The organism is Candidatus Tisiphia endosymbiont of Nedyus quadrimaculatus (assembly GCF_964059235.1).
Taxonomy (GTDB): domain Bacteria; phylum Pseudomonadota; class Alphaproteobacteria; order Rickettsiales; family Rickettsiaceae; genus Tisiphia.
The window spans coordinates 773,547-795,857 of sequence record NZ_OZ060452.1; the positions used below are offsets into that span (position 1 = coordinate 773,547).

At 35.1% G+C, this 22,311-nt stretch carries 16 protein-coding genes and 1 tRNA gene; 1 reads left to right on the plus strand and 16 read right to left on the minus strand.

Annotated features, from left to right (window positions below; all coding sequences use genetic code 11):
- Positions 1–464: 464 nt before the first annotated feature.
- From rpoC to AB3211_RS03780, 14 genes are all read right to left on the minus strand, one after another.
- The gene (gene rpoC, locus AB3211_RS03715) at positions 465–4,607 is read right to left on the minus strand and encodes a DNA-directed RNA polymerase subunit beta' (RefSeq protein ID WP_410521609.1); all 4,143 of its coding nucleotides are present in this window, start codon (positions 4,605–4,607) and stop codon (positions 465–467) included.
- Positions 4,608–4,688: 81 nt separating this feature from the next.
- Positions 4,689–8,795 carry a DNA-directed RNA polymerase subunit beta gene (gene rpoB / locus AB3211_RS03720; RefSeq protein WP_367364748.1) on the minus strand — a complete coding sequence of 1,369 codons (4,107 nt, stop codon included), beginning with the start codon at positions 8,793–8,795 and terminating at the stop codon, positions 4,689–4,691.
- Between the two features lie 2,077 nt (positions 8,796–10,872).
- The gene (rplL, locus tag AB3211_RS03725; protein WP_367364749.1) at positions 10,873–11,241 is read right to left on the minus strand and encodes a 50S ribosomal protein L7/L12; all 369 of its coding nucleotides are present in this window, start codon (positions 11,239–11,241) and stop codon (positions 10,873–10,875) included.
- A gap of 32 nt (positions 11,242–11,273) precedes the next feature.
- Positions 11,274–11,783, minus strand: coding sequence for a 50S ribosomal protein L10 (rplJ, locus tag AB3211_RS03730; protein WP_341758588.1), 510 nt, complete (start codon positions 11,781–11,783; stop codon positions 11,274–11,276).
- Positions 11,784–11,804: 21 nt separating this feature from the next.
- A complete protein-coding gene (gene rplA, locus AB3211_RS03735) occupies positions 11,805–12,512 on the minus strand; it encodes a 50S ribosomal protein L1 (RefSeq protein ID WP_367364750.1) in 708 nt (235 codons plus the stop codon).
- Between the two features lie 3 nt (positions 12,513–12,515).
- A complete protein-coding gene (rplK, locus tag AB3211_RS03740) occupies positions 12,516–12,950 on the minus strand; it encodes a 50S ribosomal protein L11 (RefSeq protein WP_367364751.1) in 435 nt (144 codons plus the stop codon).
- Between the two features lie 301 nt (positions 12,951–13,251).
- Positions 13,252–13,785 (minus strand): transcription termination/antitermination protein NusG, encoded by a 534-nt coding sequence (gene nusG, locus AB3211_RS03745; protein ID WP_367364814.1) that lies wholly within the window; start codon positions 13,783–13,785, stop codon positions 13,252–13,254.
- A 19-nt stretch (positions 13,786–13,804) separates the two neighbouring features.
- Positions 13,805–14,005 (minus strand): preprotein translocase subunit SecE, encoded by a 201-nt coding sequence (secE, locus tag AB3211_RS03750; RefSeq protein ID WP_341748453.1) that lies wholly within the window; start codon positions 14,003–14,005, stop codon positions 13,805–13,807.
- 21 nt (positions 14,006–14,026) lie between these two features.
- Positions 14,027–14,102: transfer RNA gene (locus AB3211_RS03755), tRNA-Trp, on the minus strand.
- A gap of 311 nt (positions 14,103–14,413) precedes the next feature.
- Positions 14,414–16,489: an elongation factor G gene (gene fusA, locus AB3211_RS03760; protein ID WP_410521176.1), complete on the minus strand. Its 2,076-nt coding sequence runs from the start codon at positions 16,487–16,489 to the stop codon at positions 14,414–14,416.
- Positions 16,490–16,498: 9 nt separating this feature from the next.
- Complete coding sequence (gene rpsG / locus AB3211_RS03765; RefSeq protein WP_341747240.1) at positions 16,499–16,987, minus strand: 30S ribosomal protein S7; 489 nt, start codon at positions 16,985–16,987, stop codon at positions 16,499–16,501.
- A 19-nt stretch (positions 16,988–17,006) separates the two neighbouring features.
- Positions 17,007–17,390, minus strand: a complete 384-nt coding sequence (rpsL, locus tag AB3211_RS03770; RefSeq protein WP_341747241.1) for a 30S ribosomal protein S12 — start codon at positions 17,388–17,390, stop codon at positions 17,007–17,009.
- Positions 17,391–17,557: 167 nt separating this feature from the next.
- A complete protein-coding gene (locus tag AB3211_RS03775; protein WP_341758591.1) occupies positions 17,558–18,247 on the minus strand; it encodes an RNA methyltransferase in 690 nt (229 codons plus the stop codon).
- Positions 18,248–18,386: 139 nt separating this feature from the next.
- On the minus strand, positions 18,387–18,761 hold the full coding sequence (locus AB3211_RS03780; protein WP_341758592.1) for a helix-turn-helix domain-containing protein: 375 nt from the start codon (positions 18,759–18,761) through the stop codon (positions 18,387–18,389).
- A 452-nt stretch (positions 18,762–19,213) separates the two neighbouring features.
- Between AB3211_RS03780 and AB3211_RS03785 the strand changes: the two genes are divergently transcribed.
- Complete coding sequence (locus tag AB3211_RS03785; protein ID WP_341754441.1) at positions 19,214–20,032, plus strand: YihY/virulence factor BrkB family protein; 819 nt, start codon at positions 19,214–19,216, stop codon at positions 20,030–20,032.
- 278 nt (positions 20,033–20,310) lie between these two features.
- Here the strand turns inward: AB3211_RS03785 and fabG are convergent, their stop codons facing one another.
- Together fabG and recA are read right to left on the minus strand one after the other, a co-directional pair.
- A complete protein-coding gene (fabG, locus tag AB3211_RS03790; protein ID WP_367364752.1) occupies positions 20,311–21,036 on the minus strand; it encodes a 3-oxoacyl-ACP reductase FabG in 726 nt (241 codons plus the stop codon).
- 2 nt (positions 21,037–21,038) lie between these two features.
- Positions 21,039–22,079 carry a recombinase RecA gene (recA, locus tag AB3211_RS03795; protein WP_367364753.1) on the minus strand — a complete coding sequence of 347 codons (1,041 nt, stop codon included), beginning with the start codon at positions 22,077–22,079 and terminating at the stop codon, positions 21,039–21,041.
- Positions 22,080–22,311: the final 232 nt, after the last annotated feature.

The following is a 22,311-nucleotide window of genomic DNA, read 5'->3' on the forward strand; positions in this document are numbered from 1 at the left end:
CGACTTTTAAACTGCCCCACTTGAAAAACGACAACACAATTGTTGATTTTCATCGAGTATACCTTCTATGCTATTTTTTTAGACTCCTGCTTTCGCAGGGGTGACATCTTCTCAGCTTCTTTTCATGACTTTTAAAATGCCCTGTATTATATACAGGGTAATTTAAAAGTCGGGTTGTAAGCCTAATAGATAAGGGAAAAAGTGCTTAATATGCACTCGATGTCATATATGGACAAAGTCCATTGATTGGTATGGACGCAGTCCATGCAATCATTCCCGCTTCGGTGCGGAATCTAAAAAAATAAGCCTGAAAGACTATTAAGTAATATAGATCCCGCACCGAAGCAGGGATGACATCGGTAGTGGTTAAACTTATATCTATAACAACTAATGACTGTGACTTTTAAATTACCCTGATTATATAACTCAATAAAAACTTGATTATCGAGTATTAAAAGAATCTATCATAAAGTTTTCTGATAATTGACCTCTTCCTGATCCAGTTTAGCTGCAAGTTTACGCATCCTATTCATGTAAAAGCCTGTTCCTGCTGGTACTAATCTACCAACTATGACATTTTCTTTCAACCCACGCAATTTATCAACTTTTCCAGCTATAGCAGACTCCGTTAGAACTCTTGTTGTTTCTTGGAAAGAAGCAGCAGAAATAAATGATCTAGTTTGCAACGATGCCTTAGTAATACCTTGCAGGATTGGTTGGGCTTCAGCCGGTCTTAAACCATTATCGATAGCTTTTTTATTAATTTCAGCAAATTCACGATGATCTATCTTCTCATCAACCATTAATGTCGTATCCCCAGAATGGGTTACCTCTACTTTTTGTAACATTTGACGAATTATTACCTCAATATGCTTATCGTCAATTTTTACGCCCTGTAAACGGTAAACTGCTTGGATTTCTCCCACCATGTAGCTTGTAAGAGCTTCCACTCCCATTACCTTTAAAATATCCTGTAGAACTGGATTGCCATCAATTAACATATCGCCTTTTTTAACAAAATCACCTTCATTAACAACAACATGTTTGCCTTTTGGTACCATATACTCAATTGGTGTAGTGTTATCACTTGGCTGAATAATAATACGCCTTTTTGACTTATAGTCTTTGCCAAATTCAACTCTACCATCTACTTCTGCAATAACAGCATGATCTTTTGGACGTCTAGCCTCAACAAGTTCAGCTACTCGTGGAAGACCACCGGTAATATCTTTTGTTTTGGTTGACTCCCTTGGAATACGTGATAAAATATCACCTACTGACACCTTAGCACCATCTTCAACATTTAAAATAGCATTCACTGGTATGTAATATCTAGCCTCCAAACCATTGGATAGCATAATAGTTTCTCCATTCTCATCAACTAATTGAATACGAGGACGTAACTCTGCTCCACGTGAATATTGTTTTGATTCAATTATAACTTTGCTAGAAATACCAGTTGCTTCATCAGTGATATCACGAATTGACACTCCTTCTACCATATCCTTGAATATAACTTTTCCAGATTTCTCGGTAATAATCGGAATAGTGTACGGATCCCTCTCTACTAATTTTTGTCCTTTTTTCACCTTATCTGAATCATCGGCTATTAATCTTGCACCATACGGTACTTTATGTCTTGCCTTCTCGTTATTATTAGCATCCAATAATAATAACTCACATGAACGACCCATTACGATCCTACGTCCCTCAGAATCAATAACCACATTACGACCTAAAAGCTTCACTTTTGCATCATGAGAGGCTTCTATTGAAGATATTTCAACACCTTTCGTTGCAGCTCCCCCAATATGGAAAGTTCTCATGGTCAGCTGGGTACCTGGCTCACCAATTGACTGGGCAGCAATCACTCCAACTGCTTCTCCAACTGATACTAAAGAACCAGTGGCTAGATCTCTACCATAACATCTTACACATATTCCATCAGCAACCTCACATGTTAGAACAGATCTTACCATTACCACATCCAAACCAGAAGATTCGATTTCTTCTAATTTTGCTTCGTTAATTAATTCAGCAGCTGATAGTAATAGTTCATTAGTAACTGGGTGATACACGTTAATCGCAACTGTTCTGCCTAAAATTTGCTCTGCGAGCGATACAATAACTTCACCACCATCGATAATACTTCTGACTTCTATGCCTTTTGTAGTTTTACAATCTTCATCAGTAATTATACAATCTTGAGAAACATCAACTAATCTACGGGTTAAATACCCAGAATTAGCTGTTTTCAACGCTGTATCTGCAAGACCTTTACGTGTACCATGTGTAGAATTAAAATATTCAAGAACAGTAAGACCTTCTCTGAAATTAGAAATAATCGGGGTTTCAATAATCTCACTTGATGGTTTAGCCATCAAACCACGCATACCAGCTAATTGCTTAATCTGTGCTGCTGATCCCCTTGCTCCCGAAGTAGCCATCATATATATCGAATTTACTTTCTGATGATTAGGCTTATTATTAACAGGTGTCATAGCAATTTCTTTCATCATATCATTTGCTACTTTATCCGTACATTTAGACCAAGCATCAATCACTTTATTGTATCTTTCACCGTAAGTAATTAGACCATCAGAATATTGTTGTTCAAATTCTTTTACCTCAGTCAATGTTGAATTAATATGACTATCTTTTGATTTTGGTACAACCATGTCGTCCATACCAAAAGAAATGCCTGAGGAACAAGCATATTTAAATCCAAGTTTCATTAGTTGATCAGCAAAGATCACTGTAGCCTTTTGTCCACAATGGCGATACACCAAATCAATAACCGCAGATATATCTTTTTTAGTCATGGGTTTATTTACGAACTTAAATCCAACATTATGATTACGTGGTAATAATTCTCCTATAATTAACCTACCAAGGGTAGTATCCACCATAGTTGATACAACATCCCCTTCAACATTAAGCACATCGCGACGAAATTTTATCTTTGAGTGAATAGTTATTACCTTATTATACAAAGCATGTTCAATCTCCGACATGCTAGCAAAACTCATTCCTTCACCAAGTTCATTGTCAAAAACCATTGTTAAATAATAAAGACCTAGTACTATGTCCTTATCAGGGACAATAATCGGACGACCATTTGCCGGACTCAATATGTTGTTTGTTGACATCATAAGTACTCTTGCCTCAAGCTGAGCTTCAATTGAAAGAGGGATATGCACTGCCATCTGATCACCATCAAAATCAGCATTGAATGCAGCACAGACTAAAGGATGTAGCTGGATAGCTTTCCCTTCTATCAGTAAAGGTTCAAAAGCTTGGATACCTAAACGGTGCAAAGTTGGTGCTCTATTCAGCAACACTGGGTGTTCACGTATGACTTCTTCTAAAATATCCCATACTTCTGATTTCTCAGCTTCAACCATTTTCTTAGCAGCTTTTATAGTGGTAGCAATTCCATATAATTCAAGCTTTGAATAAATAAATGGCTTGAATAATTCCAACGCCATCGTCTTTGGTAAACCACATTGGTGTAACTTAAGTTCTGGTCCCACAACGATAACAGAACGACCAGAATAATCCACTCGTTTACCAAGCAAATTCTGACGAAAACGACCTTGTTTACCTTTTAGCATATCACTAAGTGACTTAAATGGACGTTTATTAGTATTTTTCACTACTTTACCACGACGACCATTATCAAATAATGCATCGACCGATTCTTGTAACATCCTTTTTTCATTTCTGATGATAATATCCGGTGCTTTTAGTTCAAGTAGTCTTTTTAATCTATTATTTCTATTAATAACCCTTCTATAAAGTTCGTTAAGATCAGAAGTTGCAAACCTTCCACCATCAAGCATAACTAATGGTCTAATTTCAGGTGGGATAATTGGCAGAACAGTCATAATCATCCATTCTGGCTTATTCTCAGATTCAAGAAAATCTTCAACTAACTTAAGTCTTTTAACAATCTTCTTCTTTTTAACTTCTGAAGATGTATTTAATAAATCTTCTTGCAAACTCTTCTTTAATTCAGGTAAATCAAGTTCTGTAAGCATCTGCTGAATCACTTCAGCCCCAATAGAAGCAGTAAAACTATCTTCTCCGTACTCATCTTGTGCCTTTTGCAAACCATCTTCCGATAAAAGATCACCTTTTTGCAAAGCAGATAACCCAGGATCAACAACAACATAACTTTCAAAATATAGAACTTTTTCTAGATCCTTCATAGTCATATCTAGCAATGTACTAATCCTTGATGGTAAAGATTTCAAGAACCATATATGGGCAACTGGTGCTGCTAGCTCAATATGCCCCATTCTTTCTCTTCGGACTCTAGATGTAGTAACTTCAACACCACATTTCTCACAAGTGATGCCACGATATTTCATACGTTTATATTTACCACAAAGACATTCATAGTCCTTCACGGGTCCAAAAATTCTAGCACAAAATAACCCTTCTTTCTCTGGCTTGAAAGTACGGTAATTTATTGTCTCAGGTTTCATTACCTCACCAAAAGACCATGAACGCACTTGATCAGGACTAGCAATATTAATTCTTATTTGATCAAATTGCTGAGTACTGCTTAATTGTCCGTAAAAATTTGTCATCCCTGTTGTCATAAAGATTCTTCCTTAAAAAATTTTATCAGATCTAGTTTAGTAAAAAGCCTCTTGGACCTTCTGTAATTGCAAAAAATAGCTTTAATCTGTGGTAGTATCCTCAAGCTTTACATTTAAGCACAAGGACCTGAATTCTTTGATCATCACGTTAAACGACTCAGGAATACCCGATTCAAAATTGTTATCACCTCGGACAATAGATTCATAAATTTTAATTCTACCAACCACATCGTCTGATTTTACAGTTAACATTTCTTGTAACGTATAAGCAGCACCATAAGCTTGCAGTGCCCAACACTCCATCTCACCAAATCTTTGACCTCCAAAATGCGACTTACCACCTAATGGTTGCTGAGTTACCAAACTATAAGGACCGATAGAACGAGCATGGATTTTATCATCGGCCAAATGATGTAATTTTAGGAAATATTTATAGCCAACTGTAACAGCACGATCAAAATACTCTCCTGTTCTACCATCAATCAACCTAATTTGACCTGATGGGTCTTGATCTGCAAGGACTAGCATTTCTTTTACATTCTCAACCTTTGCACCATCAAAAACTGGGGTTGAAAAATATACCCCCTTATCGATATTATTACAAAACGCAATAATCTCTTGATTGGACATTTTCTTTATATTTTTTGTCGTTGAGTTATGTCCATATACCTCGGAAACAAAAGATTTAAGCTCTTCTACATCAATTTTGTTGTTATGAACTTGATCCAACATAGAAGATATTTTTTTACCAAGATTTACTGCCGCCCAACCAAGATGAGTCTCTAAAATCTGCCCGACATTCATACGTGAAGGTAAGCCAAGTGGGTTAAGAACGATATCAACTACTGTGCCATCTTCTAAAAATGGCATATCTTCTTCTGGCATAATACGAGAGATAACACCCTTATTTCCGTGTCTTCCGGCCATTTTATCTCCAGGTTGCAACTTATGTTTAGTAGCAATGAATACTTTTACAACTTTAAGAGCCCCTTGTGGTAAGTCATCACCACTTTGTAATTTCTCTACTTTGCTAGTAAAACGCTTATTAAGCTTGTCTTGCTTTTCATCATAATGACGTTTAATTTGCTCAATTTCATTCATTACATTAGCATCTTCAACAATCAGTTGCCAGAATTGTCCTTTTGATAATGACTTAAGGGTTTGATCACTAATTAATTGACCGGATTTTACGGATTTAGGACCGCTAACAATTATTTGTCCTGTTAAAATCTTCTCTAAACGCATAAAAACAAAATGCTCTATGATTCGAAGTTCATCATCCCTATCTTTTGATAATTTTTCAATTTGTTGCTTTTCAATAGCTATAGCACGCTCATCTTTTTCTATTCCTCTACGAGAAAACACTCGTACTTCTACCACTGTACCAGTGATCCCAGTAGGAACACGTAAAGATGAATCCCGAACATCTGAAGCTTTTTCTCCAAAAATAGCTCTGAGTAATTTCTCTTCTGGAGTCATAGGTGACTCACTTTTAGGGGTAACCTTACCCACCAAGATATCGCCTGGTTTTATTTCTGCACCAACATATACTATACCGACTTCGTCAAGATGGCGTAAACTTTCATCACTAACATTTGGAATATCGCGAGTAATTTCTTCGGGACCAAGTCTTGTATCTCTAGCAATTATTTCAAATTCTTCAATATGAATTGAGGTATAAATATCATCTTTTACAATACGTTCTGATATTAAAATCGAATCTTCAAAATTATAACCATTCCATGGTAAAAAAGCTACCAGCACATTTCTACCAAGAGCTATTTCACCATTATCTGTACTTGGTCCATCAGCAATTACTTCACCTTTTTTTACATAATCACCAACGTTAATCAACGGTTTTTGATTAATACAAGTATTATGGTTAGATCTTTGAAATTTTAATAAATTATAAATGTCCACACTAGGTGATCCATCTGTTTTCTGCTCCTTAGTCCTTACCACTATTCTAGTTGAATCAACTTGCTCTACTATCCCATCATGCAAGGCTACAACTGAAACCCCAGAATCTTGTGCAACAATTCCTTCAATACCAGTCCCAACTAGAGGGGCATCACTTCTAATAAGCGGTACAGCCTGACGTTGCATGTTTGACCCCATCAAGGCTCTATTAGCATCGTCATTTTCTAAAAATGGAATAAGTGATGCAGCAACGGAAACAACCTGCATCGGGGTAACGTCAATGTAATCTACTTCTAGAGGGGTAACCATAACAAAATTACCACCTTCAGTTCGACAGTTAATTAATTCTTCTTGTAACAAACCTTTTTGATCGACAACTGCATTAGCTTGAGCAATTTTATATTTTCCTTCTTCAATAGCTGACAAGTAAACAACTTCGTCAGTTACATGACAATCCACGACTTTTCGATAAGGTGTTTCAATGAAGCCATGCTTATTAACTCTAGCATAAGTAGCCATGGAATTAATCAAACCTATGTTCTGTCCTTCTGGTGTTTCAATTGGACAAATCCTCCCGTAATGAGTAGGGTGGACGTCCCTCACTTCAAACCCTGCTCTTTCCCTGTTAATTCCACCAGGTCCTAAAGCTGATAATCTTCTTTTATGAGTTATTTCTGATAATGGATTAGTTTGATCCATAAATTGAGAAAGTTGTGAAGTACTAAAAAATTCTTTTACTACAGAAACTAAAACTTTTGAATTTACTAAATCATGAGGCATAACGGCATCAAGATCAACCACCGACATTCTTTCAAGTACTGATTTCTCCATACGAACAAGACCAATTCGGAACTGATTCTCAATTAGTTCACCAACTGACCTAACTCTTCTGTTACCAAGGTGATCAATATCATCTATCGAACCTTTACCATCTTTTAGCTCTACTAAAACTTTAAGAATATTTTTTATATCTTCAATAGTTAAAATAGCTGTAGATTCTGGTACATTAAGTTCCAATCTTGCATTCATTTTAATACGACCAACTTCTGAAAGATCATATCTTTCATGGTCAAAGAACAAGTTGTTAAATAATGTTTTAGCAGCTTCAATATTAGCTGGTTCTCCTGGTCTTAATACCCTAAATATGTCTATCAATGCTGATTCATAATTTTGATTTTTATCAGCAAATAAGGTGTTCCTTATGTAAGGACCTGATTGTGGATTTATAGCAAGTACATCGACAGACGAAATTTCAAGAGTCATAATAGAATCCAGCATATCCATTGTGATCATTTCACCAATTTCGGCTAGTACCTCAGCATTATTGGGATTAACGAGATCTTGTGATAAATATTTGCCTACTAAATATTCACGTTCTACCAAAATATTTTTCACTCCATCTTTAGCAAATTTTTTAGCCAAACGAGGAGTAATCTTCTGACCAGATGCAAGTATCACATTGCCGGTATCCGCATCCACTAAGTCATTAACTAGCCTATGAGCAGTTATAGACTCAGGTATAAACTTTGTTGCCCAACTTGCATTTTTGGTAAAACATGTTACCGTATCATAATAGAATTTTATAATTTCATTGGTAGACATTCCAATGGCCCTAAGAAGAGTAGTAGCATAAAGCTTTCTTTTCCTATCTATTCTAAAGTAAACAATATCTTTAGCATCAAATTCAAAATCTAGCCATGATCCTCTATAAGGTATAACTCTAGCAGAATATAGAAACTTCCCTGAAGAATGAATTTTTCCATCATCATGATAGAAAAATACGCCAGGTGACCTATGCATCTGTGATACCACCACCCTTTCTGTACCATTAATAATAAAAGTACCATTCTTTGTCATTAGGGGAATATCCCCCATATAAACTTCTTGTTCTTTAATACCTTTGATTTCTTTTGCTCCAGTGTCTTCATCAATATCCCAAATACTTAATCGCAATGTGACTTTAAGAGGAGCAGCATAACTAAGACCTCTTTGAGTACATTCTTCGACATCATATTTAGGGTTATCAAATTCATATTTAGCAAATTCTAAATATGCAATATTAGAGGGGTCGTGAATCGGAAAAATTGAACTTAATACTGATTGTAATCCTCTGTTTTCTCGCTCGGAATCTTTAACTCCGAATTGTAAAAAACCTTTTTCATAAGAATTCTTCTGAACCTCTATCAAATTTGGTATAGACGCTACCAAATTTATGTGACCAAAATTTTTTCTTACGCGTTTGCCAATTGATAAGGACTGCGTTGTCATATAATCTCCCGATTAATGCTTTTAATAATTTTTTATTTTGAAACCAAGTAAAAAGCTACTTCAAACTTGGAGTTTCACATATTACAATAGTCTCCATGTCGTTCCCTTCAATGTCACCCCTACGAAAGTAGCGAGGTCTAGAAAAAGCCTAGAAGGCTACTTTTTTAGATCCCACACCGAAGCTGGGATGATATAGAGTTTGCTTATCCGTGTGTCATAGCTTACTATTACCAACATCTTTTAAAAGCCATAAAATTTGAAACTATCGACGTCATCCTGAGCTTGTTTCAGGATGACGTCCCACAAATCCAAAAATGTGGGTAATAGTAAGATGCCGTAGCTCGGATGACATCAACCCTAACAAAGATAACATTAAATCTTCTATTAACTTGTTACATCGAATTCAGGTTATTTAATTCAAAATTAAACTTTAATTACCAATTTCTTTACTTTAACATAAACTAATTGTTATACTCAAATAGTCTGAAGAATGGGGACAACAAACAAAGGGCGAGCAAACGCAGCGTAGTAAACCGTTGTTCGTACGCGAAATCCCCGCAAGTATTTGCGAAAGCAATTCTTCAAAGCATTCGAGTATACCTTAGATTTCTTTTTTAGCATTCTATATAAACTCCAAATAAAGATAAAACTCTAAAAAAACTCGATTTAAAAATATACTTGAATGATTTAAAGAATTAGAGCATAAAACAAGAGAGGAGCATAGCGTATGTGCATTAGGAACAAAAACATGCGAATACTCTGTAATTTTGCGAAGCCAATTCTTTAAATTATTCAAATATAATAAGGGTGTACTCAAATGATTTGAAGAATGGGGACAACAAACAAGGGGTGAGCAGACTATGCATATACTCTTCTGCTTTGAATAATTGGTTTTTGCAAATACTTGCGGGGTATTCGCGTACTCACGTACTTCATGTACACCTAGTCCGCTCACCCCTTGTTTGTTGTTCCCATTCTCCAAATCATTTGAGTATACATCTAGTACGTGAATACACAAATACCCGAAATTTTGCCACACCAATTCTTTAAAGTAGAAAAATATACTAAAATGCACAAATCTGTTTCTTATCTTCATCTGATTCAGAATTTTGGATAAACAAGTACAAAGACCTCTTAAACCAAAAGAACTTTGTCTTAAAAGTTTTATAAATTTTTGTACAAAATGTAATAGTTTACACAGGTATGATAACATATTTAGCAACATAACTCGTAAGCCAAATAGAATATCACACAACAAGTTCATTTCCATTATCAACAATACAAACCTAGATTTAGTCCCAAAATGTTTCTACCAATCTATGTAGATTCTAAATCTTGCGGTATACTCGAATGTGACTCCGAATTGGATTTGAAAATGAGGGGCGAGCGGACTAAACGTACGTGAGTACGCGAGTCCCTGATATTTTCAAATCTAATTCGGAGTCACATTCGAGTATACATATATTTATTATTATTTTGCTTTATAAAGAAAGGCTATCACAAAACTACTACATGGGTATCAACTTAAGCAGCCTAAATACCACCCCCGTGATGGTTAATGTCATTCCTAGCTAAAAGCGGGAATTCAAAAAATAACCTGCAAAGGCTATTAGATATTATGGATTCCTCTACCTGCACGGGAATGACATCTTATTGTTGAAACACTGCTCAACAATAATAACCCTGTACTTAAGTTAATATCCATGCAAACTGCTGGGGATTCGCGTACTTACAAATGTACGCTTAATCCTTTACCCCACAACTGTCGAAAGTTTACAAACACCTATACCACAGCGTCATTGCGAGCGTAAGCGAAGCAATCTAGGAAACAATCTATAGATAAATGATGTTACTGGATTGCTTCGTCGACCTTACGCCTCCTCGCAATGACGTATAGGGAAGCTGTATTTACTAACTTTCGACAGTTATGTCCTTTACCCCTTTGCCCCTATTCTTTTAACTTAGAGACTTATCCTAACAACCTGCACAGAACCTAATTAATACGGACTGACAAACGAGTTACTTAATACACCCCCAAAGTAAACTCTAGGCTTTTTCCACCCGATAATATACTCAATTATTTTAATTCAATTTTTGCTCCAGCTGCTTCTAATTTTGCTTTAAAACTTTCAGCATCTTCTTTATTTACACCGGATTTAATAGTTTTTGGGGCAGCATCTACTAATTCTTTAGCCTCTTTTAAGCCAAGACCAGTAAGTTCTCTAGTTACCTTAATTACTTCTATTTTTTTATCACCACTACTGACTAAAACAACTTCAAAAGCTGTTTTTTCAACTACTGCTTCTGATGCTACAGGACTCGCCACCTGTGCTACAGGAGCTGCGGCTGTTACACCCCATTTTTCTTCTAGCATTTTTGCAAGCTCTGCTGCTTGAATTACTGTAAGTGTTGACAATTGATCTACGATTTTTGCTATGTCTGTCATAATTTTCTTCCTTTTAAAACTTTTTTATTAAATTATTCTTTATTTAGATAAGCTTGAAAAATTCTAGCAAACTTGGCTGCAGGAGCTTGCACCACACCAGCAATTTTAGTTGCAGGAGCTTGTACCAGCCCAATAATTTTGCCTCTAAGCTCATTTAATGAAGGCAATTTTGCAAGTTGTTGTACAGAATTCGCATCTAATACTTGATTATTTACTAAACCACCAACTATTTTCAAACATTCATTAGTTTTAGCAAATTCTACGACAACTTTCGCAGCTTCAACAGGGTCTTCAGAATATGCAAAGGCTGTCGGACCAACAAGCAAATGTACAATATCACCAATACCAGCCTTATTTGCTGCTATTTTCGACAAAGTATTCTTAACTACTTTGAACCCCGCATTTTTTGCTTTAAGAGACCTACGCAGTAGAGTTACTTGACTAACAGTAAGCCCATGATAATGAGTAATTATCACGGAATTTGACCGTTTATACACCTCTTCAAGTTCTACGACAAATTCATGTTTCTCTGATCTTAACACCTTAACTCTCCTTGTCGTATTTTACGATATACTTGCTAAATCTATTTTTACTGATGGACTCATAGTAGAAGATAGATATATTGCTTTTAAATAATTTCCTTTAGCACCAGAAGGCTTTGCTTTAACTACAGCAGATATCAAAGTTGATGCATTATCTAGCAAATCTTGTTGGGAAAATGATAATTTACCAATTCCAGCATGAATAATACCTGCCTTTTCAATTCTATATTCTACTTGACCACTTTTGGCATTTTTAATTGCCGTTACGATATCGGTAGTTACAGTCCCAAGTTTTGGATTTGGCATTAAGCCCTTTGGGCCTAAAATTCTTGCCACTGCACCTATTGCTGGCATCATATTTGGTGTTGCAATACAAACATCAAAATTAATTTTTCCTGCTTTAATATCATCGATAATTTCTGTAGAACCAGCAATATCTGCTCCAGCTTCTTTAGCTTCTTCTATCTTTTCATCCTTACAAATCACTGCAACTCTACTAACTTTACCCGTACCAGCTGGTAATGCAACAACACCACGCACCATTTGATCCGAGTGCTTAGGATCTACCCCTAATTTCATCACCACTTCCAAAGTAGAGTCAAATTTAGTATAAGACACAGACTTGAGTAGCTCTATTCCTTCTGCTAAAGTACGATTGGCAACTAGAGCTACTTTTTTTCTTGCTTCCCTAATCTTTTTGCCACCAACTAATTTTTTATCAACTAACATATATTAATCTCCTACCACTTCAAGACCCATAGATTCAGCAGTACCACGAATAATTTTAGCGGCAGCTATTAAATTATCAGTATTAAGATCTACCATTTTAATTTTTGCAATTTCAATGCAATCTGACATGCTAACCTTACCAACAAATGCTTCTTTTTTAGTAGCACTAGAACCTTTAGGAATTTTAGCAAATTGTTTTAAGTAATACGATGCTGGAGAAGTCTTAGTCACAAAAGTAAAACTATTATCTTCATAAGCAGTAACCACGACTGGGATAGGAGTCCCTGGTTCAATAGCACTAGTCGCTGCGTTAAACGCCTTACAAAACTCCATAATATTAAGTTTCTTCTGACCAAGTGCAGGACCAATAGGTGGGGATGGATTAGCCTTACCTGCTGGCACAGTTAACTTAATATAAGCGGTTATTTTTTTTGCCATTATAATCTTATCCTTACTTATTTAATTAATAGCCTTATTCACGTGAGCCTTGTCAATACACTCTCAATGTCATATATGGAGTCCATTGATTGGTATGGACCAGTCCATGCAATCACTCCTGCATCTATGTCATCCCTGCGAAGGCAGGGAGCTAAAAAAGTAACCAAGAAGAATATATAAACTTTTTTAGATCCCGCACCGAAGCGGGAATGACATCGAGTACATATTAAGCACTTTTTCTTTTATCTATTAGGCTTACAACCCGACTTTTAAATTACCCTGACCCTGCCCTAAACAAGCCCTAATTATTTTTCTTAACCTGCGTAAAATTTAGTTCTATAGGAGTTGCTTTACCAAAAATAGATATAGACACACGCAATCTATTTTTGTCATAATCAATTTCTTCTATAACCCCTGTAAAAGTCTCAAACGGACCATCAGTAACAATTACTGCCTCGCCAATTTCATATAATTTCGAAATCCTAGCATCTTTGGTTTCAGCTTCCAGTTTACTAAAAATATTTTGTATTTCTTTTTCGCTAAGGGCTTGTGGAGTACTTTTACTACCTAAAAAACCTGTAACCTTAGTTACACTTTTTACCAAATGCCAAGAATCATCTGTCATATTCATTTTAATCAGAATATAACCAGGCATAAATTTCTTCTCTGTCTTAACGTTTTTACCACGTTTAACCTCAGGTACTTCAATAACCGGAACAACGATATCCTCAAAAGACTCCGACATACCCTGCTTAGCAATTTGATCGAGAATCATTTGCTTTACACGCTTTTCTGAGCCTGATAATGTATGAATAACGTACCACTGCACCACAATTTTTCCCTAAACCTATTCTTTACTTCCCAATATTAAGTAAAACCTGCATTATGCTATGTATACCGTAGTCTAACACCAAACAAATTATACTAAAAATAAATACAGCCACCACTACTATAAGAGTTGAAGTTATCAACTCTTTCTTACCAAGCCAAACAATTTTATAAACTTCTTGCTTTACTTGCTCGTAAAATTTGTAGACTCTATTTTCCTTTAACATATTATATGAACTCATTATAGTTGGCAGGAGCGACAGGAATCGAACCCGCAACCTTCGGTTTTGGAGACCGACGCTCTACCAATTGAGCTACACTCCTATCATATTTTTACTAAAAAGTCAAGTGTTTTAATTTCAATAAAATTCTTACTTATTCAAATGATGCCATTAGCCAAGGCAATTTAAAAGTCACTTCTCATTTTTGATGTCATATATAATATCATATTATATATGATACACTAATTGATAACTGCTTTTGACTATCATCCCATAACCTATTCTTCATTTGTATAATATCCTTCATCGTTGCCTAAAAGATCCATTTTTCACTCCTTATTATATATTATTCACAAAAAATAACATCATAGCATATTATATGTAATACACTAATAGCTATCTTAATAATTTTTTTTATTTTTTAGCTTTAATAGTTTCAGCCACCTGCAACGGCACTTGCTCATAATGAGAAAAAACCATACTATATTGAGATCTACCTTGCGATAAAGATCTCAAAGTACTAACATACCCAAACATTTCAGCTAGAGGCACATTTGCAGTTATAACTTGTGCATTACCTCTTGGATCCATACTTTGCATTTGCCCTCTACGACTATTTAGATCACCAATAATATCCCCCATATACTCATTAGGAGTAATTACTTCAACTTTCATAATTGGCTCAAGTAATTTTGGATTACCTTTTGGCATACCTTCTCTAAAAGCAGCTTTTGCAGCAATCTCAAATGCAAGTACACTTGAATCTACATCGTGGAATGCTCCATCTATCAAAGTTGCTTTAAAATCAATCATTGGATAGCCGGCAACTACACCTGTATCTTTAATATTATTTAGACCCTTTTCAACACCAGGAATAAATTCTTTGGGTATAGATCCTCCAACAATTTTGCTTTCAAAAGCAAATCCTGTTCCAGCTTCTTGAGGTTCAAATATTATTTTAACCCGTGCAAATTGTCCAGCTCCACCAGATTGCTTTTTATGAGTATAATCAATTTCACAATGCTTGGTAATTGTCTCTCGATAAGCTACTTGTGGTGCTCCAATGTTAGCCTCAACTTTAAACTCACGTTTCATACGATCAACCATAATCTCTAGGTGCAGTTCACCCATACCTTTAATAACAGTTTGACCGCTTTCCTGATCAGTTGATACTCTAAAAGATGGATCCTCAGCAGCTAACCTAGACAATGCCATTCCCATTTTTTCTTGATCGGCAGTTGATTTTGGCTCTACAGCTAATTCAATAACCGGTTCAGGAAATTCCATTCTCTCCAAAATAACCTGCTTATCCGGATCACACAAAGTATCACCAGTCGTGGTATTTTTAAGACCAGCTAGAGCAACAATATCTCCTGCAAAAGCTTCTTTAATATCTTCTCTTTCATTAGCATGCATCAGAAGCATCCTACCTACTCGTTCTTTTTGGTCTTTTACCGTATTAATGACAGTAGCACCTGAACTAATCTTACCAGAGTAAATCCTGATAAATGTAAGCGATCCCACAAATGGATCGGTCATTACCTTAAAAGCTAAAGCAGAGAAAGGTTCAGATGCTGATATTTTAAAATCTTTTTCTTCTCCAGAATTAATATCTATTCCCTTGACTATTCCAATATCGATTGGTGAAGGTAAGTAGTCAACAACCGCATCTAGCAAAGGTTGTACACCTTTATTTTTAAAGGCACTACCACATAACACAGGAAAAAAGACTCGTGAGATTGTTCCTTTCCTTATTACTACTTGAATTTCTTCTTCAGTAAATTCTTCACCTGATAAATATTTCTCCATCAAATGATCATCAGTCTCAGCAACCATTTCAATTAGTAAAGCACGGTATTCTTCAGCCTTTTCTAACATATCAGCAGGGATTTCTTGGTACGAATATTCAGCTCCAAGAGATTCATCCTTCCAAATTATGGCCTGCATCTTGACTAAATCAATAACTCCTTTAAAATTTTCTTCAATACCAACTGGCAACTGAATTACTAAAGGTTTTGCACCAAGACGATCTTTAATCATTTCTACACATTTGTAGAAATTAGCACCCATTCTGTCCATTTTATTGACAAAGCACATTCTAGGTACTCTATATTTATCAGCTTGTCTCCAAACTATTTCTGACTGAGGCTCAACACCTGCCACACCATCAAATACCGCCACCGCTCCATCTAAAACACGTAAAGATCTTTCTACTTCTATAGTAAAATCTACGTGACCTGGAGTATCAATAATGTTAATCCTTATATTTTTCCAGTAACAGGTAGTAGCAGCAGAAGTAATAGTGATACCACGTTCTTGTTCTTGTGCCATCCAATCCATAGTGGCACCACCTTCATGAACTTCACCAATTTTATGTGATTTTCCTGTATAAAAGAGAATACGCTCGGTTGTGGTAGTTTTACCAGCGTCAATATGAGCACAAATACCTATATTACGAGTATTAGCAAGAGAAAATTCTGTAATCGCCATATGATTTAATTACCTTGGTTGCGATTTTTTGGGACTAAAATGAGCGAAAGCTTTGTTAGCTTCAGCCATTTTATGAGTGTCCTCTCTTTTTTTAATAGCAACCCCTCTATTATTTGATGCTTCAAATAATTCCTCTGCCAACTTATCAATCATCATTTTTTCAGAACGTTTATTTGCTGCATTGATAATCCAACGTGACGCAAGTGCATACCCTCTTCTTTCATCAACAGGGGAAGGAACCTGATAGTTTGCACCTCCCACACGCACTGAGGTAACCTCAAGATATGGCTTTACATTATTCATAGCATTATTGAAAGTTTCATAAGGATCGACCCTATGTTTTTTTTCTATTTTACTAAAAGCAGAATATACTATCTTTTCGGCTAAAGCTTTTTTCCCTTCCTTCATGATATTATTAATAAATCTAGCAAGCAGAGGGCTATTATATTTCATATCAGGCAAGATAACCCTTTTCTCTGCGGCATGACGACGTGACATCTTATCTCTCTATTTCAAATTATTTTTTTACAGCTTGCTTCGCTGATGTACCATAACGTGAGCGTCCTTGCTTACGATTTTTTACACCCTGAGTATCATAAGCACCGCGTACTATATGGTACTTAACACCTGGGAGATCAGGAACTCTTCCGCCCCTTACCAACACCGTAGAGTGTTCTTGTAAATTATGCCCTTCACCAGGTATATAAGCATTCACGTACTGCCCATTACTTAAGCGAACACGTGCCATTTTACGAAGAGCAGAATTAGGTTTCTTAGGAGTAACAGTTTTCACTATTACACAAACACCTTTCAAAAATGGATTAGATTCCAAAGCTGGGGATTTTGTCCTACGAATCTTCGACTGTCTTCCAAAACGTACTAACTGATTGTTTGTTGGCATGCAATACTCCAAATTTTTCCTTTTGATATTTATCTATCAACCCTTAAAGCTATAGGGAAAACTATATACTGTACCACTTTCATTATTAAGCGACAACAAGTGGAACTATAGCTATTTTTTTTATAAAAGCAACGAGTTTTTAACAACATTGACTAGATTAGCTATTTTTATGAACTTAGGGTTGTAATTATTCCCCTTAAAGCTTGTAATTCTGTACTAGATAATTTATCTATACGAGTAAAAATATTCATAATATTTTGAGTCATGTGTAATTTTTTCTCAGGCACTTTAAAGAAATTCTTTTTGTTTAATTCAGTAAACAAATGTTCAAAGAAATATCCTAATTCTCCTTTTGATGCTACTTCCTGTTCATTACTAACATTCATTCTCAGCTGTTTATTACGAAATAGCTCATAACATATAATAATTACTGACTGTGCAATATTAAGAGAACTAAAACCCCCTGTATTAATGTTAATAATTTTATGGGCATAAGTAATTTCTCTATTTTGCAGACCACAATTTTCACGACCAAACATGATGGCGACTTTAAGACCTGTAGGATAATCCTGACTTAAATTCTCTGATAGAACATAGTTTTTATTGATATTACGTGTTGCTGAACTTGTTGCATATAAATAATCAATATCCTCGATACTTGCTTCCAAACTATCATAAATCTTAGCATTATCTATGATATTTACCGCTGATACCGCCATACTACGTGCCTGTTCATTCGGCCAACCATCTCTAGGTGAAACGATTCTCAACTCTGAAACATCAAAATTTTTCATTGCTCTAGCAGTAGCACCAATATTCTCACCCATTTGAGGTGCTACTAAAATAATAATTGGCATAAATATCTTTGATTAATATGTAATTATTTTCTTCTAAATAGCTACTTAATTCCTACTAACTACTCGTATCTAATTACTATACTCTTTTATCTGTGTCAACTCTTAGTTTCATAACGGGTCAATGATTTTTTTATTTTACCTAATCTTCTTTAATCAAAGAACGTATCAATGCATTCACTGCTTGCTGATGTTCTGAGTTACGAATTTTCATAAAATTCCTTGACACTTCTATACACATACGCTGATGTTGAGTAAGCACAGGCTCGACATTGTCAGCATCTTCTAAACCTTGATAGAAATAATCGATATTTTTATCTAATGCTTTAGCAATAAGAACCAACCTACCTATTGATATTCTATTAATACCCTTCTCATATTTTTGTAACTGCTGATGTGTTACCTCTATTACCTCTGCAAGTTGTTGACGTGACAACCCCTTGGCAAGCCTTAGAGAATAGATTTTTCCACCTATAAATTGATCAACTTTTTGTATGTAGTCATTTCTTCGTGCCATAATTAACTCCTTTATGCATGAACTATTAAATTTTAAGAATATAATAGATTATTAACAAATAAAAATATTACTGTCATATATTATATAACCTAGAAAGCCAACAATTCACATAGGAACACCCACATGCAAACTGTCTACTATCAGTAAATATTGATTATATTTTTTGTTTATGTACAAGTAGTGCTTAATATTTTTTAACTATTATATAATTATACTGATCGTATAGATACTTAGCAACCTTGTAAATTATAATTTCATTTTTATCGTATTTTTTTAACCTTTTTTTACTATTCTAGATAGAATAAGACTAAAAAAATTAAAATCATAGAATTAACTAGAATATTTAAAGAATTATTGCAGAATGTTAAAAAATATACTTAATATAAAAAGTGATAATGTTGAATTTTATATATATACTTGAATGATTATATAAAATAAAAGAAAGTTACTTGATGAAAAGAATTATAAAATGCCTATATCAGGCAGCCTTTAGAACAATTGAACATGATGGTGTTGAACATTCAGGGTATATGTCATTTATGGTACTCCTAACGATCTTTCCTTTTTTAGTTTTTTTGTTAGCACTAACAAGTTTTGTTGGAGCATCAGAACTTGGAAAGAATTTCATCACCATTCTTCTTGAAAGTATGCCAGAATTGGCTACTGACTCAATAAAAACTAGGATAAATGAACTTGGAAAAACTCCGCCTCAGAGCCTAATGACCTTAGCGATAATGGGAAGTATTTGGACTGCTTCATCTTTTGTTGAATGTTTAAGAACAATTTTAAATAGGGTATATGAGATAAAATCTCCTCCTACCTACATAAGGCGAAGATTACTTAGCATAGCACAGTTTTTAGTAATCAGTATATTCATTACCTTTGCCATGCTTATTCTAATTATAGTACCAATAATATTAACAAAACTACCGATAATTTTACAAATGATAGAAGAACATAAGCACACTTTAACCCTTTTTCGATATGTTATAATTTTCTGCTCATTATTTATTACCTCCTCATCACTATATTATATAATCCCTAATGCAACATTAAATTTTACAGACGTAGTGCCTGGAGCTTTATTAACGGTAATTTTATGGGTAATAAGTGGATATTTATTATCTACCTACATAATATATTATAACCAATTAAGTATAATATATGGTTCACTTGGTAGTATAATAGTGACTTTAATATTTTTTTATATTATTAACATGATTTTTATATATGGTGCAGAATTTAATTACCTACTAAGAGAATATCCTTGAAAGCAGAAGAGTATATCTTCTGCCATAGTACCCTACATTTTTTATATCACCACTATTAAAATGGCTGCTGATCGTCTATTAGCGAGGAGTCGCTGAAAGCGGCGACGCGGCCAATCCAGGATACGCGAAGCGTTACTTTAAAAAACAGCTTCGCTGTTTACCTAGATCGCCACGGCATCTAAAGATGCCTCGCGATGACGATTATAGAAAAATGTAGGGTACTATGATCTTCTGCTTTCAAGAAAAGCTATGTTTTTCATTTTATTCACCTAATTCAATTATACCATCAACATTCCACCATTAACATGGATAGTTTGACCGGTGATGTAGGAAGCTTTGTCGCTTGCTAGGAAAGCTACTACGTTTGCAACATCTTCGGCTTCTCCGAAAGTTCTAAGAGGAATTTTTTGCATTATAGCCTCTTTTTGAGCTTCCTTTAATTTATCAGTCATGTTTGATTTAATAAAACCAGGAGCAACTGCATTAATTGTGATACCCCTACTTGCTACCTCAATTGCTAGAGACTTTGTCATACCGATCAAGCCAGCTTTGGAAGCACAATAATTTGCCTGTCCTGGATTGCCGGAAACTGCAACCACAGACGCTATGTTAATTATTCTACCATAACGAGTTTTCATCATTTCCTTTATCGCTTCACGATTTAGAATAAAACTAGCTTTTAAGTTTATATCTATAACTTGATCAAACATTTCATTGGACATTTTTATTGCCAGCATATCTTTAGTGATTCCGGCATTACAAACTAAAATGTCGATTTGTTCAAGACTAGCCACCAAGTTAGTACATTCATCAATATTTGCTAGATTACATGGTACTATCGTATAATTATCTTTTAAGCTATTTGCAAGTTCTTGTAGTTTTTCTTGGTTACTACCACTAATTATCACATGACTACCAAGAGAGTGGAATAGCTTAGCAATACTACCACCAATTGTCCCAGATGCTCCAGTAATTAGAGATTTTTTAGCAGTTAAATCTATCATTTTTATTCTTCCTCTTCTATAGTTATCGTTTCACTATCAAAAGTAACACTAGTATTATGAGAAGACTTTTGACGAATTAGTTGTTCTATTTCAAAGCAAATAGCAGGGTGTTCTCTTAGGTAATGTTTGACATTTTCTCTACCTTGACCTATACGAGTGTCATTATATGAAAACCAAGAACCCGATTTTTCTATTATTTCAAATTTAACACCAAGATCAATTATCTCGCTTTCTCTAGAAATACCACTACCATACATTATATCAAATTCCGCTGTTTTAAACGGTGGAGAGACTTTATTTTTAACAACTTTGATCTTAGTTTGACTCCCTACTAGCTCTTCTTTATCCTTGATTGTTGAAACTCTTCTAATATCTAGCCTTACTGAAGCATAAAATTTTAAAGCATTACCACCCGTGGTAGTTTCTGGACTACCAAACATGACACCTATTTTCATTCTAATTTGGTTAATAAAAATAATTATACAATTAGTTCTTGAAATTGATGCAGTGAGTTTTCTAAGTGCTTGGCTCATTAATCTAGCTTGTAGCCCCATATGAGAGTCACCCATTTCCCCTTCAATCTCTGCTTTAGGCACAAGAGCAGCAACACTATCTATAACGACCATATCAATAGCTCCAGAACGTACTAGAGTATCAGTTATTTCAAGTGCCTGCTCTCCAGTATCTGGTTGAGAAATAATAAGCTCGTCAATATTTATGCCAAGTTTTTTGGCATATGCTGGGTCTAAAGCATGTTCTGCATCAATAAAAGCACAAGTACCACCTTTCTTCTGTGCTTCAGCAATTATATGTAGAGTTAAAGTGGTCTTTCCTGAACTTTCCGGTCCAAAAATTTCAATAATTCTTCCCTTAGGTAACCCACCTATACCGAGTGCCAAGTCAAGCCCTAGCGATCCTGTTGGTATTGCCTCAACGTCTACAGCAGGGCGTTGACCGAGTTTCATGACAGAACCTTTGCCGTAACTTTTTTCAATCTGGCTAAGTGCGGCAAGCAATGCTCTTTCTTTGTCTATAACGTTCATTTCTAGAATCAGCTTAATAAAATCAAATTAAATTTATAAAGTAACATACGAGGAAAATCCAGTAAAATAATTACAAATATTAATATCATAATGATTTAAAAATTGCAACTAAAAATTAAAACAAATCTATTCTTTAACCTAGGTTCGATGTAAGCCATCGGTTTAATAGCTCGAGTAGGAGGTTCTCTTTTCAGAGGACCTCCCCTCTATGATCTGTCAACAGAGTATAATT

Coding starts and splice junctions, on each gene's coding strand:
- rpsG (WP_341747240.1), bottom strand. CDS start 16,987: ATGTCACGTCGTCATGCCGCAGAGAAAAGGGTTATCTTGCCTGATATG.
- fusA (WP_410521176.1), bottom strand. CDS start 16,489: ATGGCGATTACAGAATTTTCTCTTGCTAATACTCGTAATATAGGTATT.
- rpsL (WP_341747241.1), bottom strand. CDS start 17,390: ATGCCAACAAACAATCAGTTAGTACGTTTTGGAAGACAGTCGAAGATT.
- AB3211_RS03785 (WP_341754441.1), top strand. CDS start 19,214: ATGAAAAGAATTATAAAATGCCTATATCAGGCAGCCTTTAGAACAATT.
- rplA (WP_367364750.1), bottom strand. CDS start 12,512: ATGTTAGTTGATAAAAAATTAGTTGGTGGCAAAAAGATTAGGGAAGCA.
- fabG (WP_367364752.1), bottom strand. CDS start 21,036: ATGATAGATTTAACTGCTAAAAAATCTCTAATTACTGGAGCATCTGGG.
- recA (WP_367364753.1), bottom strand. CDS start 22,079: ATGAACGTTATAGACAAAGAAAGAGCATTGCTTGCCGCACTTAGCCAG.
- AB3211_RS03780 (WP_341758592.1), bottom strand. CDS start 18,761: ATGGCACGAAGAAATGACTACATACAAAAAGTTGATCAATTTATAGGT.
- secE (WP_341748453.1), bottom strand. CDS start 14,005: ATGTTAAAGGAAAATAGAGTCTACAAATTTTACGAGCAAGTAAAGCAA.
- rpoB (WP_367364748.1), bottom strand. CDS start 8,795: ATGACAACGCAGTCCTTATCAATTGGCAAACGCGTAAGAAAAAATTTT.
- rplK (WP_367364751.1), bottom strand. CDS start 12,950: ATGGCAAAAAAAATAACCGCTTATATTAAGTTAACTGTGCCAGCAGGT.
- AB3211_RS03775 (WP_341758591.1), bottom strand. CDS start 18,247: ATGCCAATTATTATTTTAGTAGCACCTCAAATGGGTGAGAATATTGGT.
- rplL (WP_367364749.1), bottom strand. CDS start 11,241: ATGACAGACATAGCAAAAATCGTAGATCAATTGTCAACACTTACAGTA.
- rpoC (WP_410521609.1), bottom strand. CDS start 4,607: ATGACAACAGGGATGACAAATTTTTACGGACAATTAAGCAGTACTCAG.